Raw genomic sequence first — 16,361 nt, 5'->3', positions numbered from 1 at the left:
ATCAGCCTCCGGCGGTCGGCGGCGACAACCGGGGCAGTCGGATCTCCAACCGTGCGCCGGGCTCCCGGTTCGTCGCGGTGATGGTGCCCGAATGGACGGACATCAGTCCGGCCGCGATGGCCAAACCCATACCGCTGCCGCCGGATTCGCCGAGTCCGGGCGTCCGTGCCGTTGTCCCGCGGTATCCGGCTTCGAAGATGCGCGGCAGGTCCTCGGGCGCGATGCCGGGCCCGGTGTCGGTGACTCGGGCCCATGCCTGGTCGTCGGCGCCCGCGGCGATCTCGATCCGGCCGCCCGGCGGTGTATGCGCGATCGCGTTGCCGACAAGATTGGTGAGTACGCGGGTCAGCGCCTGATCGCTGGCGGCCACCATGACACGGGTGAGCGGTTGCCGGGCGGTGAGCGTCAACTGGGCGCGCGCTGCGGCGGGTTCGTTCGCAGCGCACACCTCGTCGACGAGTTCGCGCAGGTCGAGGGGTTCCAGATGCAGGCGCAGCGCGCCGGCGTTGATCTTCGACATCTCGAACAGGTCATCGACCATCGCCGAGAGCCTGGTGGTGTCGCGCACGATCTGGAGCCCATAGCGGGTGATGTCGGCGTCGGCGTCGACCACGCCGTCGGCCAGCGCCTCGCCCATGGCCCGAATACCGGCCAGCGGGGTGCGCAGGTCGTGGCTGACCCACGAGACCAGTTCCCGGCGCGACTGCTCGGCGACGCGTTCCTGCTCGAGCATCTGCTGTTCCCACACCAGCTGCCGCGCCTGGGCCCGGCCGAGCAGCACCGCCGCGGGCACCGTCACCGCGGTGACCACCGTGAGAACCACGGCAACACGCCAGAGTTCGTCGGTGACCATCAGTCGGCTGACCGCGACGAAACCTGTCAGCGTGGCCAGGGTCGGGATCAGCACCAGGATCACCATGCTGGTACTGAGCAGGCGATTGCGGATCAGCCGCAGTACGAGCGCGCCGGCCGCGACCACGGGCAGGGTACCGATCAGCGCGAGACCGATCAGGCCGGAGACGTCAGCGGGCATCGTCGCGCCCCTCGTCCCTGCTCCTACCCCAGGCGTAGCCGCGACCCCACACGGTGTCGATCCGGCTGGCGGCACCGAGTTTGGCGCGCAGGCGTTTGATGTGCACCGTGACTGTCGACTGATCGCCGAAGTTCCAGCCCCACACCCGCTCGAGCAATTCGGTGCGGCTGAAGACACGCTGCTGATTGGCCAGCAGGAACGCCAGCAGGTCGAACTCCCGCGCGGTCAGCTCGACCGCGGTCCCGGCGACGTGGACTGTCCTTGCGGCAGAACGCAATTCGATCGGTCCGCCACGCAACACCGGTTCACCGGACGGTGCCGCGGCCCAGGTCCGTCGCAGCACCGAGGCGACCCGCAGGGCCAGTTCGCGGGGGCTGAACGGCTTGGTGACGTAGTCGTCGGCGCCGACCCGCAGGCCGGTCACGCGATCGTCCTCCTCGCCGCGTGCGGTGAGCATGATGATCGGGATGTCCGCGCGATCACCGGCTCGGATGCCCCGGCACAGGGCGATGCCGTCCGGCGGCGGCATCATGAGATCGAGGATCGCGAGGTCGATATCGGCGGCCTCGAGGCGGGCCAGCGCGGTCGCGCCGTCGGCTGCCTCGACGACCTCCAGCCCGTCGCGCTCGAGGTAGCGCCGTACCACCTCGCGGACCACCGGGTCGTCGTCGGCAATCAGGATACGCATCGTGTCGGTCACCAATTCGTCAGGATGAGATGGGCTAGTAGGAGTGTGCCAATCGCTTGCACGGCCAACCACCGGCGTGCCGACCAGCCGGGCAGCAGCGCCGTCGCGGCCAGCACCCAGACGTCGAACGGCAGCCAGATGCGCTCGGTCTCGGCCTTGCTCAGACCGCTCAGGTCGGCCGCGAGCAGGGCGAGGAGTCCGGCGGCGGCCAGCAGGGCGGCCGGGTCGACGCGTTCGCGCCAATCGCTCAGTACCACAACCAGATTCGGACGGAGTCTGGTCGGCAGTGCGAGCGAGCCGGGCAGCCGGGTCAGCGCCGCCGCGCTCGCCAAGCCGACGACACAGACTGTCGCGGCCAGGTTCCCCCACACCCAGTACGACACCGGACGCGTGGTGGCGATGCCCTGGTAATAGCGCTCCACGACGAGGTGGTAGCCGTCCAGCCACCAGAACCCGGACGCCGTGAAGGCCGCGACCACTACCAGCACCCCGGCCGCCGCGGCCGCCGCGCGACACACCCCACGCAGCGCGAGCACTGCCAGCACCGGGACCGCCATCAAAACCAGGCCGTAGTTCAGATACAGCCCGTACCCGAACAGCAACCCGGCCACGAACGCGGCTATCGGCCGTCGTCGACCCGGTTGGAGCGCGAGGGCGAGTAGCGCGACGGCCCATGCCGTCACACCGGCGAACAGTGCGTCCGCCGACACCGCCAGCCAGATCACGGCGGGCGCCAGCGCCAGGAACGGGGCCGCGGCGCGCGCACGGTCCGGTGCGCCGAGTGCGCGAATCGCCACCACCACCGCGACCGCCGCGCTGCACCCGATCACGGTGCACACCAGCGCCGCCCAGGTTCCTCCGCCCAATCCCGCGCGGTCCAGCAGCACGAACGTCAGCAGCGCCCCCGGTGGATGACCGGACACGTGTGTGGTCCAGGAATCGGGTTGGAAGTCGAGAATGCGGTCGGCGAAACCACGCAGCATCGCGCCGATGTCGGTGACGCCGCCGACCTCGTGCAGATACTCGTGGCTGTTGTCCAGCCGTCCGGTGAAGCCGCGCTGCCAGCCGTCCACCATGGCCAGCGCGAACGCCCACGCCAGCCCGGTGAGCCAGACCGCGAGCAGCATTGTGCGCCAGGGCAATCGGGCGGCGAGGCCCGGTCCGTACAGGGTGACGAGCGCGCCGATCGCGATCGCCGGTGCCGTTCCCCACCCCCAGTGCGGATCCCAACTGCCGAAGATCGGGGCCGATGCCGCGTACAGGCTGTCTCGCCATTGGTCGCTCCCCAGCAGGGGCACCAGGATCGCCAGCGCGACCAGGGCCGCCGCGGCACCCGCGCCGTATAGATCGGCCCGCCCGGTAATCGCTCGGCGCAGGGGTCGGTCAGTCGTCTTCCGCACTGGTTCACGGTAGGTTCCACAGACCTCCTCGCACACCAACGCGATCGCGCCGTCACAGTTTCGTCACCGGTTTCAGCAGGCATTTTCCGCTGAAACGACCCTACGGTCAGTGGTGTGAACGTTGCAGAAAGCACACGGCGAGTGACCGTGGTGATTCCCTGCCGAAACGAAGCGGGAGCACTGCCCGGCGTCCTCACGGCAATCCCCGCCGCCTACGAGGTGATCGTGGTCGACAACGGCTCGACCGATACCACCGCGACCGTCGCGCGGGCGCATGGCGCTCAGGTCGTCACGGAGACCAGGCCGGGATACGGCAGCGCCGTGCAAGCCGGAGTGGACGCGTCGACGACCGAACTGATCGCGGTGCTCGACGGCGACGGATCCATGGATCCGGCCGAATTTCCCAGGCTTGTAGCCGCTCTCGCACCCGAAGTCACGATGGTGGCGGGACGCCGTCGACCTGTGCCGGGGGCCTGGCCGTGGCATGCTCGGCTGGGCAACTGGGTGCTGGCGAGCTGGCTGCGTCGCCGGTACGGCCTGGTGGTGCACGATCTGGCCGCGATGCGCGTCCTGCGCCGCGCCGAACTGGTCGACCTCGGTCCATTGCATCCGCGGTCGGGCTATCCGCTGGCGCTGCTGGCGCGGGCGGCCTCGGCAGGCTGGGGCGTAGTCGAACGCGACGTCACCTACCGGCCGAGAACCCATGGGGTGTCGAAGGTTTCCGGTTCGGTGCTCGGCACGATCCGGGCGGCCCGCGACTTCTGGAGCGTTCGATGACCACCCTGGACGCGACGGTGCTCGTCGTCGCGAAGGCCCCGATCGCAGGCTTCGCCAAGACCCGGTTGACCCCGCCGCTGCGGCCCGTCGACGCCGCCACCCTGGCCGCCGCCGCGCTGCTCGACACCCTGGACGCGGTGCGCGCCAGCAATCCGCGCCATGCGATCGTTGCGTGGACCGGCTCTGTCACGCACGCTCAGCACGCCACTGAAATCGTCAGCGCCCTCGCCGATTTCGAAGTCGTGCCGCAGCGCGGCCGGACCTTCGGCGAACGCCTGGCCAACGCACACGCCGACGCGGCACGTCCCGGTGATCCCGTGGTCCAGATCGGTATGGATACCCCGCAGGTGACCCCCGCGCTGTTCGCCGAGGCGGCCGCGCAATTGGCGGCGGGCCGGGAGGCGGTGCTCGGTCCGGCCACCGACGGTGGCTGGTGGATGCTCGGACTCACCGATCCGCGCATCGCCCGGATGCTCGTCGGGATACCCATGTCGACGACCACGACCGGTGAACTGACGCGAAACGCACTGTTCCGCAACGGCTATGACATCGGCCTGCTGCCGATGCTGACCGACGTCGACGAGGTCGACGACATCGCGCCGGTCGCCGAGGCCTCGGGTGGACGCTTCGCGGCCGTCGCGGCCCGCCTCACCGTGGGCAGCGGGAGCCGGCCGTGACGGGTCGGTACCACGACAGGGGTGTCGCGGCGGCCGATCATCCCCGAAATTCCGGTTGTCCCCGAGACGCCCGAACGCCTCGGAGCCCCTACCGCGGCCGACCGCACGCGCGGCCCCTGACCACCTCTGAGGAGTGACCGTGGCGCAAGACCACAAGCCTCGCGACACCGAAGCCCAACCGGGAACCGACACCGCCCTGCTGCTGCCCGCGGCGGTGACCGCGCGCATCTCCCCGGCCCGCTCGACGGCCGTCGCCGCCCGGGTCGGCATCCTGCTCGGAATCGCCGTCGCGATCTGCCTCGTGACCGGCCTGATCAGTCACTGGATCCAGCATCCGCCCGCCTGGTTCTGGTGGCCCGCGCACCCGGTCTGGCTCTACCGCGTCAGCCAAGGCGCCCACGTCATCTCAGGTGTGGTCGCGATACCACTGCTGATCGTCAAGCTGTGGTCGGTGTTTCCGAGGTTGTTCGCCCGCCCGATCCTGGGCAATCCGCTGCACCTGCTCGAACGCGGATCGATCGCGGTGCTGGTCGGCTCGATGATCTTCCAATTGGTGACCGGACTGCTCAACTCCGCGCAGTACTACCCGTGGCGGTTCTTCTTCACCACCACCCACTACGCCCTCGCCTATGTCGCGATCGGTGCGCTCGCGGTGCACCTCGCGGTGAAACTTCCCGTGGTGCACACCGCACTGGCTCGGCCCGCCGTCGAGCCCAGCGCCGATAGCGGCACGGCTTCGCGGCGGGTCGTGCTCGGGGCGGCGGTCGCCGCGGCCGCGGTTGCCGGGGTCGCCGTCGCGGGGCAGACGGTGCCGCTGCTTCGTCGTATCTCGGTGCTCGCACCGCGCAGTGGCGAAGGGCCACAGGGGCTTCCGGTGAATCGCACCGCGGTCGAGGCCGGTGTCGCCGAACGCGCCCGCGATGCGGCCTACCGGCTCACCGTCACGGTGGGCGAACGCACCGCCGAGTTCACCCGGGACGCGCTCGCGGCGCTGCCGCAGACCACCGCGACGCTGCCGCTGGCCTGTGTCGAGGGATGGAGTGTCAGCGCGGACTGGTCCGGAATCAGGGTGCGCGATCTGCTCGGCGCGGTTGGCGACTACACCGGTGGCGACGCCGTCTTCCGCTCCTTGGAGCAGGGTGGGCTCTACAGCCGCTCAGCGCTTCCGGAGTCCCACGTAGTCGCCGCCGACAGCCTGATCGCGCTGCGGCTGAACGGGGAGGACCTCGATCTCGACCATGGTTATCCGTGTCGACTCATCGCCCCGACCCGACCCGGCGTCCTGCAAACCAAATGGTTGTCCTCGATCGAGGTGCGATGATGACGATGATCCGGCTGCTGCTCGGCGCGGCCGGACTCTGGCTGGGCTGGCACGGATTCAGCCAGCTGCTCGACTTTCCGCGCGCGGACCTGATCTCGATCGCGTGGTGGTTCGCCGCCGCGATCGTGTTGCACGACGGGGTGTTCGCGCCCCTGTGCGCCGCCGCGGGTCTCACGGCCCGACGTCTGCTGCCTGCGTGGTCGTGGGCGCCGGTCGTCGTCGGCGCGGTATGCACCGTGACGCTCGGGCTGCTCGCCGTGGCCGTCCTCGGCCGCGAACACGCGAACGCGGCCAACCCCACCGTCCTCGATCGCGACTACAGCACGGGACTGCTCACCGCCGTCCTCGTGATCTGGGCGCTGGTGGCGGTCGCCGCGCTGTGGCGGCGCAGGATTCGGCGATGATGATCTGAACGGTCGAGGTCGGCACGGGTGGGCGCTCAGGCCAGGTTCGCGAGGTAGTCGTGCATCCACGTGATAGCGGTGTGCCCGTCTCCGACCGGATAGGTGCCGTACGACATGTGCGTCCCGGAGCCGTAGAAGTGTGCCAGCTGCGCGCGCTGCCCGCTGGTTTCCTCGTCGAAATCGGTTGGGAGAGCCGCGATGCCGCCGCGCGACCGGATCGCGTCCAGGAGCGCGGCGGCATCGCACTTGTGCAGCACCGGGTCCGACGTGGTGCCCGACGCCCGGGCGAGGTAACCGCCGAAGCGGAGGAGGAAATCCTCGTCGTCGGTCGAGCAGTACAGGTCGCCGGTTGCGCAGATGGTACGGACCTTGCTGTGGACCAGGCCGAGCCCTCCCGGTCGCGCGCCGATCGCGCCCGCCCCGCCGACCTGCGGCCCGACCTGGATGTCGGTGGGGGCGCGCTGTGGGTCGGGGAGCAGACCGACGCCGACGAGACGGTCCGGAGCCACGACGCTGCCGCCGCGTCCGATTTCGGCCGCGAGATCTCCGGCGGCGTCGGCACCCTGGCTGTAACCTACGAGGGCGATGCGGGTCTCGCCACAGTGCTGGACTGTCTGGCGATTATCCACCACAGCACACCGAAATCGGTCGCACTGGCGATCGTGGCTGTGATGATGGCAATCATCACACCGTCTTCTTGTCTCGTTCGAGACGGCTCCTTTCCGGAGTAGCCTGTTTGGTAGGTGCGCCGGGAAGTCTGGTCGGCAGGTCAGTTCGCCGACTAGGAAAGGGCTTCCATGTCCACTGTTGCGGCGTTGTCCGCGCGCGCCCTCGATTCAAGCGCGGCCATCACGATCGACCACCTGTCGAAGCGGTTCGGTCGCACGCTCGCTGTCGATGACCTCAGTTTGCGAGTCTCACACGGTGAAGTATTCGGATTTCTCGGGCCCAATGGCGCCGGGAAGTCGACCACGATCCGGCTTCTGCTCGGCCTGATCCGCCCCACCGCAGGGGTGGCGCGCGTGTTCGGTGACCTCGCGGGCGACGTTCGTGCGGCCCACCGCCACTTGGCCTACGTGCCCGCCGACGTCGCGCTGTGGCCGTCGTTGACCGGAGCCGAGATCCTCGAGCTGCTCGCCCGCGTCGGCCCTGGAAACGATGCGGCGTATCGCGGCGAGCTGATCGACCGTTTCGCGCTCGAACTCGACAAGCCGGGCAAGGCGTATTCGACTGGCAATCGTCAGAAGGTCGCCTTGGTCGCCGCGTTCGCCACTCGCGCACCTCTGCTGGTTCTCGATGAACCGACCATTGGGCTGGATCCGTTGATGGAGCGGGAATTTCGCCGGTGCGTTGGCGAGGCGCGCGAGCGGGGTCAAACGGTGTTCCTGAGCTCGCATCAGCTCGGGGAGGTCGAAGCGCTGTGTGATCGGGTCGGAATTCTGCGGGCCGGTCGTCTGGTCGAGATCGCGACATTGGCGGACCTGCGCCGCCTGCAGCGCACTGTCGTGGAAGTCTCCTATCGAGGCGGCGCGCCGTCACTGGATGGTGTGGAGGGGGTGGCGGCAGTCGAACGACTCGATGGCAGTCGTGTGCGGTTCACCTTGTCCGGACCGCCCGCGCCGGCGCTACGGGCACTGGCCGCGTCCGAGGCGACCGCCCTTTCGCTGCGTGAGCCCAGCCTCGAGGAGATCTTCCTCGACTATTACGGCGAGGACGAGCGATGACCACCGCAGTCCGGACAGAGGTGAGGCAGGCACCGGCGCCTGGCCGGGCTGTCCAATGGCTCACCGCGCGGCAGATCCGGCGAGGAGCGGTTCTCGTGGCGGTCACCGCGGCGGGAATGTCTGCCCTCGTCGCCGGCCAGTATCAGACCACCTTCGCCGATGCCATCGACACCGACGCCATCCACGCATTGGCCGAAAACCCCGCTATCCGAGTCCTTTTCGGAACTCCACGCGCGCTCGACGATCCCGGCGGGTTCACCGTGTGGCGAACCGGTACCCCCGTCCTGGTACTCAGCGGTGTCTGGGCGCTGCTGGCCGCCACTCGCGTCACCCGTGGAGAAGAGGATGCCGGGCGCTGGGACCTGCTCCTCGGCGGAGCTGTGCGCGCGGTGGATCTGCTGGTGCGGTGCCTGGTCACCTTTGCCATGGCGGCCCTCCTGATCGCGACGGGCGTGGGAATGGCGTTGATCCTGACCGGCACCGATCCCGCCGGAGCGATCGTGCACGCCTTCTGCGTGTTCGGCACTGTCGTCGTCTTCAGCTGCGCTGGACTGTTCGCCGCGCAACTGCTGCCCTCCCGGGCCGCGGCCGCGGGATTCTCCGGCGCGGTCCTGGGCGTGTGTCTGCTGCTGCGGATGCTCGCCGATGGTGTGTCCGAGGTCGCCTGGACCGCATGGGTCACACCGTTCGGGCTCGTTGCCCGCGCCGCGCCCTATGCGGGCAACCGCTATGAGCCGCTGCTGGTGCTGGTGGCTGTGGGTGTTGCGTTCGCGGTCGCCGCGCTGGCTGCTGCTCGCAATCGCGACCTCGGCGGCGCGCTGATCGTTCTTCCGGCTACCCGTCCTGCGCGCACTCGGCTGCTGGGTTCGATGAGTGCCTTCGCGCTGCGTCGGGCGGTCATGCCGACAATGGCGTGGTCGATCGGTATCGCGACCTACTTCCTGCTGATCGGTGCGTTGATCTCCTCGATCCTGGAGTTCTTCGAGGGCAATGCCCGCTTCGCCGAGCTCGCCGCGTCGGCTGGATTCGCAGGCCTCGATTCGGCCACCGGTTTCGCCGCGGCGCTGTTCGGCTTGCTCGCGATTCCGGTCGGGCTCTACTGCGCGACTCGGCTCGCGGCCATGGGCGCGGACGAGAAGGCGCGGCGCTGGACTGTGCTGCATGCCCTGCCGGTGCCCCGGTGTCGCATCGCAGCCGCGGAGGTCGCGGTGACCGCGGCGGGATCGTTCGTCCTGTTGATCACCGCGGCTGTCGCGATGTGGAGCGGTGCTGCACTGACCGGCGCGCCGCTGGGGATCGACGCCGCCCTCGCCGGAGCGATCAACGTCGCGCCGATCGCCCTGCTGGGGCTGGGCGCCGCGATGCTCGCGCTGGGCTGGTATCCGGCCGCGGTCGGGCCGGTCGGCGCACTCCCCGTCGCCGGAGGGTTCCTGCTCGACGTCATCGCCCGAAGCATCCGAGCACCGGCATGGCTGATCAATGTCTCGCCCTTCGCTCACCTGTCTGCCGTTCCCGACACCGGACCGGCTTGGGTCGCCAGCCTCGTGCTCCTCGCGATCGCGGCGATCCTGACAGCGATAGGCCTGCTCGGCTACACATGCCGCGATCTCGATACCTGAACGCCGAGCACGCTCGCGCAGACCTGCGGTGCGAGACCTTGACTGCACGCCGACATCACAAGCCGAACTCGGGGCCAGAGCCGGGTCACCGGACATCGAATGACAGATCCGGCGGACGGGCACCTCGGGGACTCCATCGAGGGCACCCCGCAAGCTTGACACGACGACCGTCACGAGCAGTAGGCACAACACGACGGGATCGAATTCGCTACCGTCTTCTACGGAGCCGACCCCAATAGCGGCTCGTTCCTATGGCTCGCCCATGGGCTTCGACGATCGGGCGCCAACCATATCGTCCTGCCCTGCCTCGACCACCTCAGCGGACAACGACGTCCGTGACGCGGATCTGGCACAATTTTGGTGATCTCGGATGCCGGGTTATTCACTCGCTCAACAGGATTCGTTTTCCGAGTAGGTCGGTTTTCGCGCGTCCGAACATCTGCCGTTTGAGCATCTTGATGCGGTTGACATGCCCTGCGACCGTTCCACTGCTGCGAACAGGCAGTTACTTCCCGGATTGGTTGCTCGAGCGTCGCAAACGCGCCGAACGAGCACTCACCTCGGTCGTGGCCACCTGCTATCTGCTCGGAGTATCGACACGACGGATGGAGAAACTCGTCGAATCACTCGGCATCACAACCCTTTCCAACTCCCAGGTATCGATGATGGCCCGCGACCTCGACACCCAGGTCGAGGCGTTTCGCGGCTCTTCACAATCGAGGGTGTGGTGGTATCTGACGGTTCGAGGTGTTGGTTACGAGACGCGAGCGTCGTAGGTCGCGCGGTATAAGAGGACTTCGTCCATGTGGCTCTGCGCCCATGATCTGAGTCCGCGGGTCAGGTGGTGGAGGGAGAGGCCAAGGTCGGTCACCTTGTAGGAGACGGTGACGGGGACGGTTGGCGTCACGGTGCGGGTGATCAGGCCATCACGTTCCAGCGACCGCAATGTCTGGGTCAACATCTTCTGGCTGACTCCCGCCAGCAGGCGCGAAATCTCGGAGTAGCGCATCGCCCTCGCATCGCTCGCCGCACCGGGCTGGTCGGAAGCGTCGCCCCCGAGCGCGCATAGAACGAGCACAACCCACTTGTCCGAGATCCGGTCGAGCAGTTGGCGACTGGGGCATGCCGCCAAGAACGCGTTGTATTCCACCTTGGCCTGCGCTCGCCGCTGAGCGGCGCTTGTCGTCCCCAACCTGATCACACCTATTCCTGAGAGTGAGTTACGCACCTTGAGGTGCCTACTTCCGGATAGGAAGTAACTCCCCAATGATGGTCCGAGGTGGCGACACGCGCCACCTCGGATCAGAGAGCAGAACGAAGCACGATGAACGCATCCCCCACCTCACTTCCCGGCGGCACCTGGACTCTGGGCGATTCGCCCGTCACCCGCTTCGGCTACGGCGCGATGCAGCTCGCGGGCCCGTGGGTCATGGGCCCGCCCGCCGACCACAACGGTGCCCTGGCGGTACTGCGCGAGGCAGTCGAGGCCGGGATCACCCACATCGACACCAGTGTCGCTTACGGCCCGCAGGTCACCAACGAGCTGATCCGCGAAGCCCTGCACCCCTATCCTCGGTCGTTGTTCATCGCCACCAAGGTAGGGGCGAACCGCGACGCGCAGGGCGGCTGGCCCACAGCCCGGCGGCCCGAAGACCTGCGCAAGCAGGTCCACGAGACCTTGCAGTCCCTCGGTCTCGAGGTGCTCGACCTGGTCAACATGCGTATGGGCAATGCCGAAGGCCCCCAGCCCGGCTCGCTCGCAGAGGCGTTCGGGATGCTCGTCGACCTACAGCAGGAAGGTCTGATCCGCCACCTCGGCGTCAGCAACGTCACCACCGAGCAGGTCGCCGAGGCCCGGCGCATCGGACAGATCGTATGCGTGCAGAACATGTACAACCTCGCCCACCGCCACGACGACGACCTCATCGACCGACTCGCCGCCGCCGACATCGCCTACGTACCGTTCTTCCCCCTCGGGGGTTTCACGCCGCTACAGTCCGCGGCGCTTTCGGGAGTCGCCGACCGGCTCGGGGCAGCACCGATGTCCGTCGCGCTGGCCTGGCTACTGCGGCGCTCCCCGAACATCCTGCTGATCCCGGGCACGTCATCGACTGCGCATCTGCGCGAGAACATCGCCGGCGCCGGGCTCGCCCTCTCCGGCGAGGATGTGGCCGAACTGGACAGCATCGGCCGCTGACCAGCCAACGGGAGGCGTCGAAGCAGCGTCTGACGTGAACGACGCTAGTCCTGGTCGGGGTCTCTCCCGCGTTGACCTGACCACTTTCTGTCGACTGGACGAGCTCGGGCTCGAAGTCACCGGCCAGCGGCTCGATCCCGACCGCGCGGTCCTCGCATGCCGTGTCGTCGAACCGAACCAGTGGTGTCGATGCTGCGGCTGCGAGGGCGTGCCTCGCGACACCATCCTGCGCCGGTTGGCGCACGAACCATTCGGGTGGCGGCCCACCACGATGCACGTTACGGTCCGCCGATACCGGTGCAACGGCTGCGGTTACGTGTGGCGACAGGACACCAGCCCACAGCAGGTCAGGGGCGTAATCGGAAGAGTGCGCCCCCTCTGCGTCCACACCGCGGTCCACACACACAAGGAATCTGAGAGGATTCGGCTGACGCAAGGACCCATGCAATGACTACAACTCCCCGCGTACGTGTTCGCAAGGACGGCTGCGATGTCGCCGAGGGAGTCCATGAGTTTGCGGATCTCCGTCTCGGTCAGCCGAGGGGTGCTCGGCAGGTTCTGTAGATCTACTTGGGCCGCCGCTTCGGCCCTGCTCGACATCACGCTGGCGAACGCCAGCTTGGTGACATCCTCCGAGGTGCTGCCCGTTGCGGGTGAAATCCGATCACCCGGGCAACAATCATGTCGTGCCGCCGTCGATACCCACTGCCGAGAAACACCTCGAAGCGGTCGTGGCCGAGCTGCGCGGTCAACGCCTCGCCGATGTCGTGTACTACCCGTAGAACCATCGACGACGACGGTCGGCTCGCCGTGGAGTGGGATTTCGGCGACTGGCACGAACCGACGATGGGCGTTGAACTGATCACCCATATCGGTCACCGATACGCGGCGATCTGGAACAACACCTCACCGAATCGGAACTGAGAATCTTCCCGAAGCCGATGGTCGACTTCTTTTGCAGCGGACCCGGAGGCGCTGCCACGGGGCCGGTATCCGACCACCCGCGGTGGGCCGGGCCGATCGGCAAGAAGATCATCGCCGCTGATATCTGCTGGGAACACGATCCCCGCGGGACGATCCGAGCGCCAGCAGCTACCCGACTCGGCTTCCGAAGAAGCGTGGTCTGGTTCGCCCCAGGCGTCTCAGTAGACACAGGATCGGCAACAAGCTTCTGGTTCGGCACCGACGACTTTATGATCATCTTCACCCCGGAAATGAGCTCATGACCGACCGGAATCCCGGAAAGTCGCTGAACCTCCGGCTGCTCACCCGGAACGCGGCCATCCAACCTCACCAATCCACTGGTATTGACAATGTCTCGCGTGTGTATTTCGGTGGGAGCTGGGGTGAAACCGGTCGCGTGATGCGAACCGCCTCAGCGAATGCTGCAAACAGTACAGCGAAGGGCGTGGTCGGCAGTGTCTGTGCATGCAGATGACCGGACAGCATCAGGGCTTGATGTGCCAGAAACTGATCTCGCGGTCCTCACCGAGGATTGTCCAACTTTGAAGTTCCGGGGCAGATTTGCAGACATCGAAGCGTTGAGCACAGGCGATTCGACGCGACTGCTACCGATCGTGGATGAGACGACTCCGATCCGGAGAGCTGAGATGGCCCCTCCCGGACGAGAAGTCGCGCTCGTTCTCGGAAGCAATGGATTCGTCGGGGCGCATCTGGCTGCCAGATCGACTCGGGAACCGGGAATTGCTGAAGATTCGACGCGTCTACCTGATCGAAGGCGATGTGCACCCGTGTCGAGGGTGCCGCGATCGTGCGCTGGTCCTCCGGTCGTGCGCAGAACTCGATACGAGGACAGCTCGCCATGACAGATGTCGACTATTGCGTGATCGGCGCAGGCTTCGCTGGATTGACCGCCGCACTACGCCTGAAACAGGCCGGCCGATTGGTAGCGGTGCTGTCCGCCGCGATCGGCCGGATCGACGCCGAAACCCGGGTGCGGCATCAGAGCCTGCACGACCCGCTCACCGGGCTGCCGAACCGCACCGCGGCGTACCGGTGGATCACCGCCGCCCTGCACACCGCCCACCGCGAGCGCACCCTGCTCGCGGTGCTGCTGGTCGATGTCGACGACTTCGAGGTCGTCGACGACAGCCTCGGGCACGCCATCCTGCAACGGCTCGGGCGGCGGCTGGCAGGGGCGGTCCGCCCGGCCGATACCGTCGCCCGCCTCGGCGGCGACGAATTCGTCCGCGTCTGAGAGGACATCGGCACCGCGGACACCGCGACCGCCCTGGCCGCCCGGATCACCACCGAATTGGCCCTCATCCAAATGCTCGGCTGATTCAGAAGTTGAAAGTAGCGGAAGGCCAACTTCGATGGTTGCTCGGTCTGAGAATACGGTGGGGGTGACGACGGCCATGTATCCGCTGTCGCCGGCACAGTACGGCGTCTGGCTGGCGGAGAAGGTGTCGAGCGGCGTGTCGTTCAATATTGCCCATTACCTCGAAATCACAGGTCCTGTCGACGTCGGTTTGATGGTTCGGGAGGGACTTGACGCGACTGCGGAGCTGAAATCCGGGCGATTCCGCTTGGTCGAAGTAGACGGCATTCCCTATCAGTGGGTGGAGGGGGTGCAGTCCTACGAGGACGGTGTTCTCGATCTCAGCTCGGAGCTGGATCCGGTTCGTTCGGCTAGGGAGTGGATGCGTGCCGACTACAGCAAACCGGTGGATCTGCTTCGTGACGAATTGTCGGAAACCAAGCTGATCGTGCTGGCAGATGGTCATTACTTCTGGTATTCACGGGTCCATCACATCGCGATGGACGGATACGGCGGACTGAATGTCACTCGTCGCATCGCGCAGCGGTACTGCGCCGCAGTGGAAGGTCGGCAGCCGTCGACGCTGAAGACGGTGGACCTGGAAACGCTGTATGGAGCGGAGCGCGAGTACCGCGAGTCCGGTCGGTTCGTTGCGGATCGTCAGTACTGGGCGGAGCGGGTTGCCGGTCTCCCGGAGCCAATCAGCCTGTCGAGACGATCGGCTCCGCCGGCCGCCTACGATCTGGTGAGCGGGCAGGAGTTGGGTCCGGAGCTGACTGCCCGGCTGGAGGCGATAACCCGGGAGAACGGGCAGAGTCCAGCGCAGGTTGTCGTTGCCGCGATCGCGGCGTTCCTGTCTCGCATGGCGAATACCTGCGACGTCGTGATGAGTCTTCCCGTCACGGGTCGGGCGAACGCTGGTGCGAAGCAGGCTGCGGGAATGTTCGCGAATCTTCTCCCGATCCGATTCCACGTCGGTGTGCGGACGACGATCGGTGAGCTGGTCGCCGAGTCTGCGCGGGAGCTGCTCGGGGCCCTGCGTCATCAGCGGTATCGCTACGAGGACATTCGCCGTGATGCGAATCTGCTGAACACCATCGGGGCTGTGTTCGGTCCCGTTGTGAATCTCATGCTGTTCGATTCCGAGTTGAATCTCGGGGAGGCGACGGCTACCTATCACATTCTGCGGTCCGGGATATTGGACGACCTGCAGATCAATGTTCATGGAAGCGGTCATGATGCCGCCTTGTCGATCGACCTCCACGGAAATCCGAACAGATACACCCAGGAGGACCTGGACCGTCTTCACAGCAGGTTCATCGACTTCATCGGTCGTTTTCTTCATGCGGAGCACGACACCGAGATATCACGGTTGAGCCTGCTCGATGTCGAGGAGCGGAGCCGGTTGGTGCCGGTGCGGGGTGCGGCGGCGGTGGTGGGCCGGACTCTGCCGCAGATCTTCACGGAGGCGGCGGGGGTGGATCCGGGTGCGGTGGCGGTGGTGTATGGGGCGCGATCGCTGACCTATCGAGAGCTCGACGAATGGTCGAGCCGGGTGGCGCGGGTGCTGATCGGCCGGGGGGTGGGCCCGGAGTCGGTAGTGGCGGTGGCTGTGCCGCGGTCGGTGGAGTCGGTGTTGGCGGTGTGGGCGGTCGCCAAGGCCGGGGCCGCGTTCGTGCCGGTGGATCCGATGTATCCGGCCGAGCGGATATCGCACATGCTCACCGATTCCGGGGCGGTGGTGGGTATTACGCTCTGCGAGCAGGCGGGTGCACTGCCGGGGTCGGTGGGGTGGTTGGTGCTCGACGATGCGACGGTGCGGGCCGAGTGTGCTCGGCAGTCCGGTGCGGTGGTGACCGATGCGGATCGGGTCGGCCCGTTGCGGGTCGACCATCCCGCGTATGTGATCTATACCTCCGGCTCCACCGGCGTCCCGAAGGGGGTGGTGGTGCCGCATCGGGGGGTGAGGAACTTCGCCGTCGAGCAGCTCGAGCGATATCGTGCGGGGTCGTCGTCGCGTGTGTTGCATGCCGCCTCACCGAGTTTCGATGCGTCGGTGCTGGAGTTGCTGATGGCGTTCGCGGCGTCGGCGCGGTTGGTGATCGCACCGGCGCAGGTGCGCGGCGGTGCGGAGCTGGCCGGGCTGATCGCCGGGGAGGGGGTCACGCACGGCTTCCTGACGCCGACCATGCTGGCCACGCTCGATCCGGGGGAGCTGTCCGGGTTCGGGTGTGTGGTGG

Annotated in this window: 15 protein-coding genes and 2 pseudogenes; 12 read left to right on the top strand and 5 right to left on the bottom strand. The window is 67.2% G+C overall.

The genetic code is table 11. The features are described from left to right. Position 1 precedes the first annotated feature (1 nt). Genes ACRWNM_RS35295 through ACRWNM_RS35285 form a run of 3 tightly spaced genes read right to left on the bottom strand, consistent with a single transcriptional unit; the run spans position 2 to position 3,121 of the window. Complete coding sequence (locus tag ACRWNM_RS35295; protein ID WP_431972506.1) at positions 2-1,033, bottom strand: sensor histidine kinase; 1,032 nt, start codon at positions 1,031-1,033, stop codon at positions 2-4. After that, positions 1,023-1,721, bottom strand: a complete 699-nt coding sequence (locus ACRWNM_RS35290; protein ID WP_431972505.1) for a response regulator transcription factor — start codon at positions 1,719-1,721, stop codon at positions 1,023-1,025. Before ACRWNM_RS35290 ends, ACRWNM_RS35295 begins: the two co-directional genes overlap by 11 nt. Before the next feature lie 8 nt (positions 1,722-1,729). Next, positions 1,730-3,121 carry a hypothetical protein gene (locus tag ACRWNM_RS35285; protein WP_431972504.1) on the bottom strand — a complete coding sequence of 464 codons (1,392 nt, stop codon included), beginning with the start codon at positions 3,119-3,121 and terminating at the stop codon, positions 1,730-1,732. Between the two features lie 114 nt (positions 3,122-3,235). On the opposite strand from ACRWNM_RS35285, the gene ACRWNM_RS35280 reads away from it, so the two are divergent. The 4 genes from ACRWNM_RS35280 to ACRWNM_RS35265 all read left to right on the top strand — a co-directional run bounded on the left by ACRWNM_RS35280 (position 3,236) and on the right by ACRWNM_RS35265 (position 6,300). Then, complete coding sequence (locus tag ACRWNM_RS35280) at positions 3,236-3,898, top strand: glycosyltransferase family 2 protein (protein ID WP_431972503.1); 663 nt, start codon at positions 3,236-3,238, stop codon at positions 3,896-3,898. Then, on the top strand, positions 3,895-4,575 hold the full coding sequence (locus ACRWNM_RS35275; RefSeq protein ID WP_431972502.1) for a TIGR04282 family arsenosugar biosynthesis glycosyltransferase: 681 nt from the start codon (positions 3,895-3,897) through the stop codon (positions 4,573-4,575). Before ACRWNM_RS35280 ends, ACRWNM_RS35275 begins: the two co-directional genes overlap by 4 nt. Before the next feature lie 202 nt (positions 4,576-4,777). Beyond that, the gene (locus ACRWNM_RS35270) at positions 4,778-5,896 is read left to right on the top strand and encodes a molybdopterin-dependent oxidoreductase (protein WP_431972526.1); all 1,119 of its coding nucleotides are present in this window, start codon (positions 4,778-4,780) and stop codon (positions 5,894-5,896) included. Beyond that, positions 5,896-6,300 carry a hypothetical protein gene (locus tag ACRWNM_RS35265; protein WP_431972501.1) on the top strand — a complete coding sequence of 135 codons (405 nt, stop codon included), beginning with the start codon at positions 5,896-5,898 and terminating at the stop codon, positions 6,298-6,300. The genes ACRWNM_RS35270 and ACRWNM_RS35265 overlap by 1 nt, the downstream gene beginning before the upstream one ends. 35 nt (positions 6,301-6,335) lie before the next feature. On the opposite strand, the gene ACRWNM_RS35260 is transcribed toward ACRWNM_RS35265, so the two are convergent. Beyond that, complete coding sequence (locus tag ACRWNM_RS35260; protein WP_431972500.1) at positions 6,336-6,929, bottom strand: cutinase family protein; 594 nt, start codon at positions 6,927-6,929, stop codon at positions 6,336-6,338. Positions 6,930-7,097: 168 nt separating this feature from the next. Here ACRWNM_RS35260 and ACRWNM_RS35255 point away from each other — a divergent pair, with 168 nt between their 5' ends. From ACRWNM_RS35255 to ACRWNM_RS35245, 3 genes and pseudogenes are all read left to right on the top strand, one after another. Continuing rightward, positions 7,098-8,024 (top strand): ATP-binding cassette domain-containing protein, encoded by a 927-nt coding sequence (locus ACRWNM_RS35255; protein WP_431972499.1) that lies wholly within the window; start codon positions 7,098-7,100, stop codon positions 8,022-8,024. A 95-nt stretch (positions 8,025-8,119) separates the two neighbouring features. Continuing rightward, on the top strand, positions 8,120-9,643 hold the full coding sequence (locus ACRWNM_RS35250; RefSeq protein ID WP_431972498.1) for a polyketide antibiotic transporter: 1,524 nt from the start codon (positions 8,120-8,122) through the stop codon (positions 9,641-9,643). 485 nt (positions 9,644-10,128) lie between these two features. Then, a pseudogene (locus tag ACRWNM_RS35245) lies at positions 10,129-10,347 on the top strand (transposase); the annotation flags it as partial. Between the two features lie 50 nt (positions 10,348-10,397). Here the strand turns inward: ACRWNM_RS35245 and ACRWNM_RS35240 are convergent. Then, positions 10,398-10,835: a winged helix-turn-helix transcriptional regulator gene (locus ACRWNM_RS35240; RefSeq protein WP_431972497.1), complete on the bottom strand. Its 438-nt coding sequence runs from the start codon at positions 10,833-10,835 to the stop codon at positions 10,398-10,400. 132 nt (positions 10,836-10,967) lie between these two features. Between ACRWNM_RS35240 and ACRWNM_RS35235 the strand changes: the two genes are divergently transcribed. From ACRWNM_RS35235 to ACRWNM_RS35215, 5 genes and pseudogenes are all read left to right on the top strand, one after another. Then, positions 10,968-11,840 (top strand): aldo/keto reductase family oxidoreductase, encoded by an 873-nt coding sequence (locus ACRWNM_RS35235; protein WP_431972496.1) that lies wholly within the window; start codon positions 10,968-10,970, stop codon positions 11,838-11,840. Between the two features lie 34 nt (positions 11,841-11,874). Further along, a pseudogene (locus ACRWNM_RS35230) lies at positions 11,875-12,177 on the top strand (ISL3 family transposase); the annotation flags it as partial. Between the two features lie 310 nt (positions 12,178-12,487). Beyond that, positions 12,488-12,622, top strand: a complete 135-nt coding sequence (locus ACRWNM_RS35225) for a hypothetical protein (protein WP_431972495.1) — start codon at positions 12,488-12,490, stop codon at positions 12,620-12,622. A 1,040-nt stretch (positions 12,623-13,662) separates the two neighbouring features. Further along, the gene (locus ACRWNM_RS35220; protein ID WP_431972494.1) at positions 13,663-14,058 is read left to right on the top strand and encodes a diguanylate cyclase domain-containing protein; all 396 of its coding nucleotides are present in this window, start codon (positions 13,663-13,665) and stop codon (positions 14,056-14,058) included. 148 nt (positions 14,059-14,206) lie between these two features. Then, the coding region (locus tag ACRWNM_RS35215; RefSeq protein ID WP_431972493.1) for an AMP-binding protein at positions 14,207-16,361 on the top strand (2,155 nt) is incomplete at its 3' end.

This window comes from Nocardia sp. bgisy134 (genome assembly GCF_965341865.1).
Taxonomy (GTDB): Bacteria; Actinomycetota; Actinomycetes; order Mycobacteriales; family Mycobacteriaceae; genus Nocardia.
Note: the sequence above shows the minus strand (reverse complement) of the source record. Positions and strands in the feature narration are given on the sequence as shown.

Coding starts and splice junctions, on each gene's coding strand:
- ACRWNM_RS35265 (WP_431972501.1), top strand. CDS start 5,896: ATGACGATGATCCGGCTGCTGCTCGGCGCGGCCGGACTCTGGCTGGGC.
- ACRWNM_RS35290 (WP_431972505.1), bottom strand. CDS start 1,721: ATGCGTATCCTGATTGCCGACGACGACCCGGTGGTCCGCGAGGTGGTA.
- ACRWNM_RS35220 (WP_431972494.1), top strand. CDS start 13,663: ATGACAGATGTCGACTATTGCGTGATCGGCGCAGGCTTCGCTGGATTG.
- ACRWNM_RS35255 (WP_431972499.1), top strand. CDS start 7,098: ATGTCCACTGTTGCGGCGTTGTCCGCGCGCGCCCTCGATTCAAGCGCG.
- ACRWNM_RS35295 (WP_431972506.1), bottom strand. CDS start 1,033: ATGCCCGCTGACGTCTCCGGCCTGATCGGTCTCGCGCTGATCGGTACC.
- ACRWNM_RS35235 (WP_431972496.1), top strand. CDS start 10,968: ATGAACGCATCCCCCACCTCACTTCCCGGCGGCACCTGGACTCTGGGC.
- ACRWNM_RS35275 (WP_431972502.1), top strand. CDS start 3,895: ATGACCACCCTGGACGCGACGGTGCTCGTCGTCGCGAAGGCCCCGATC.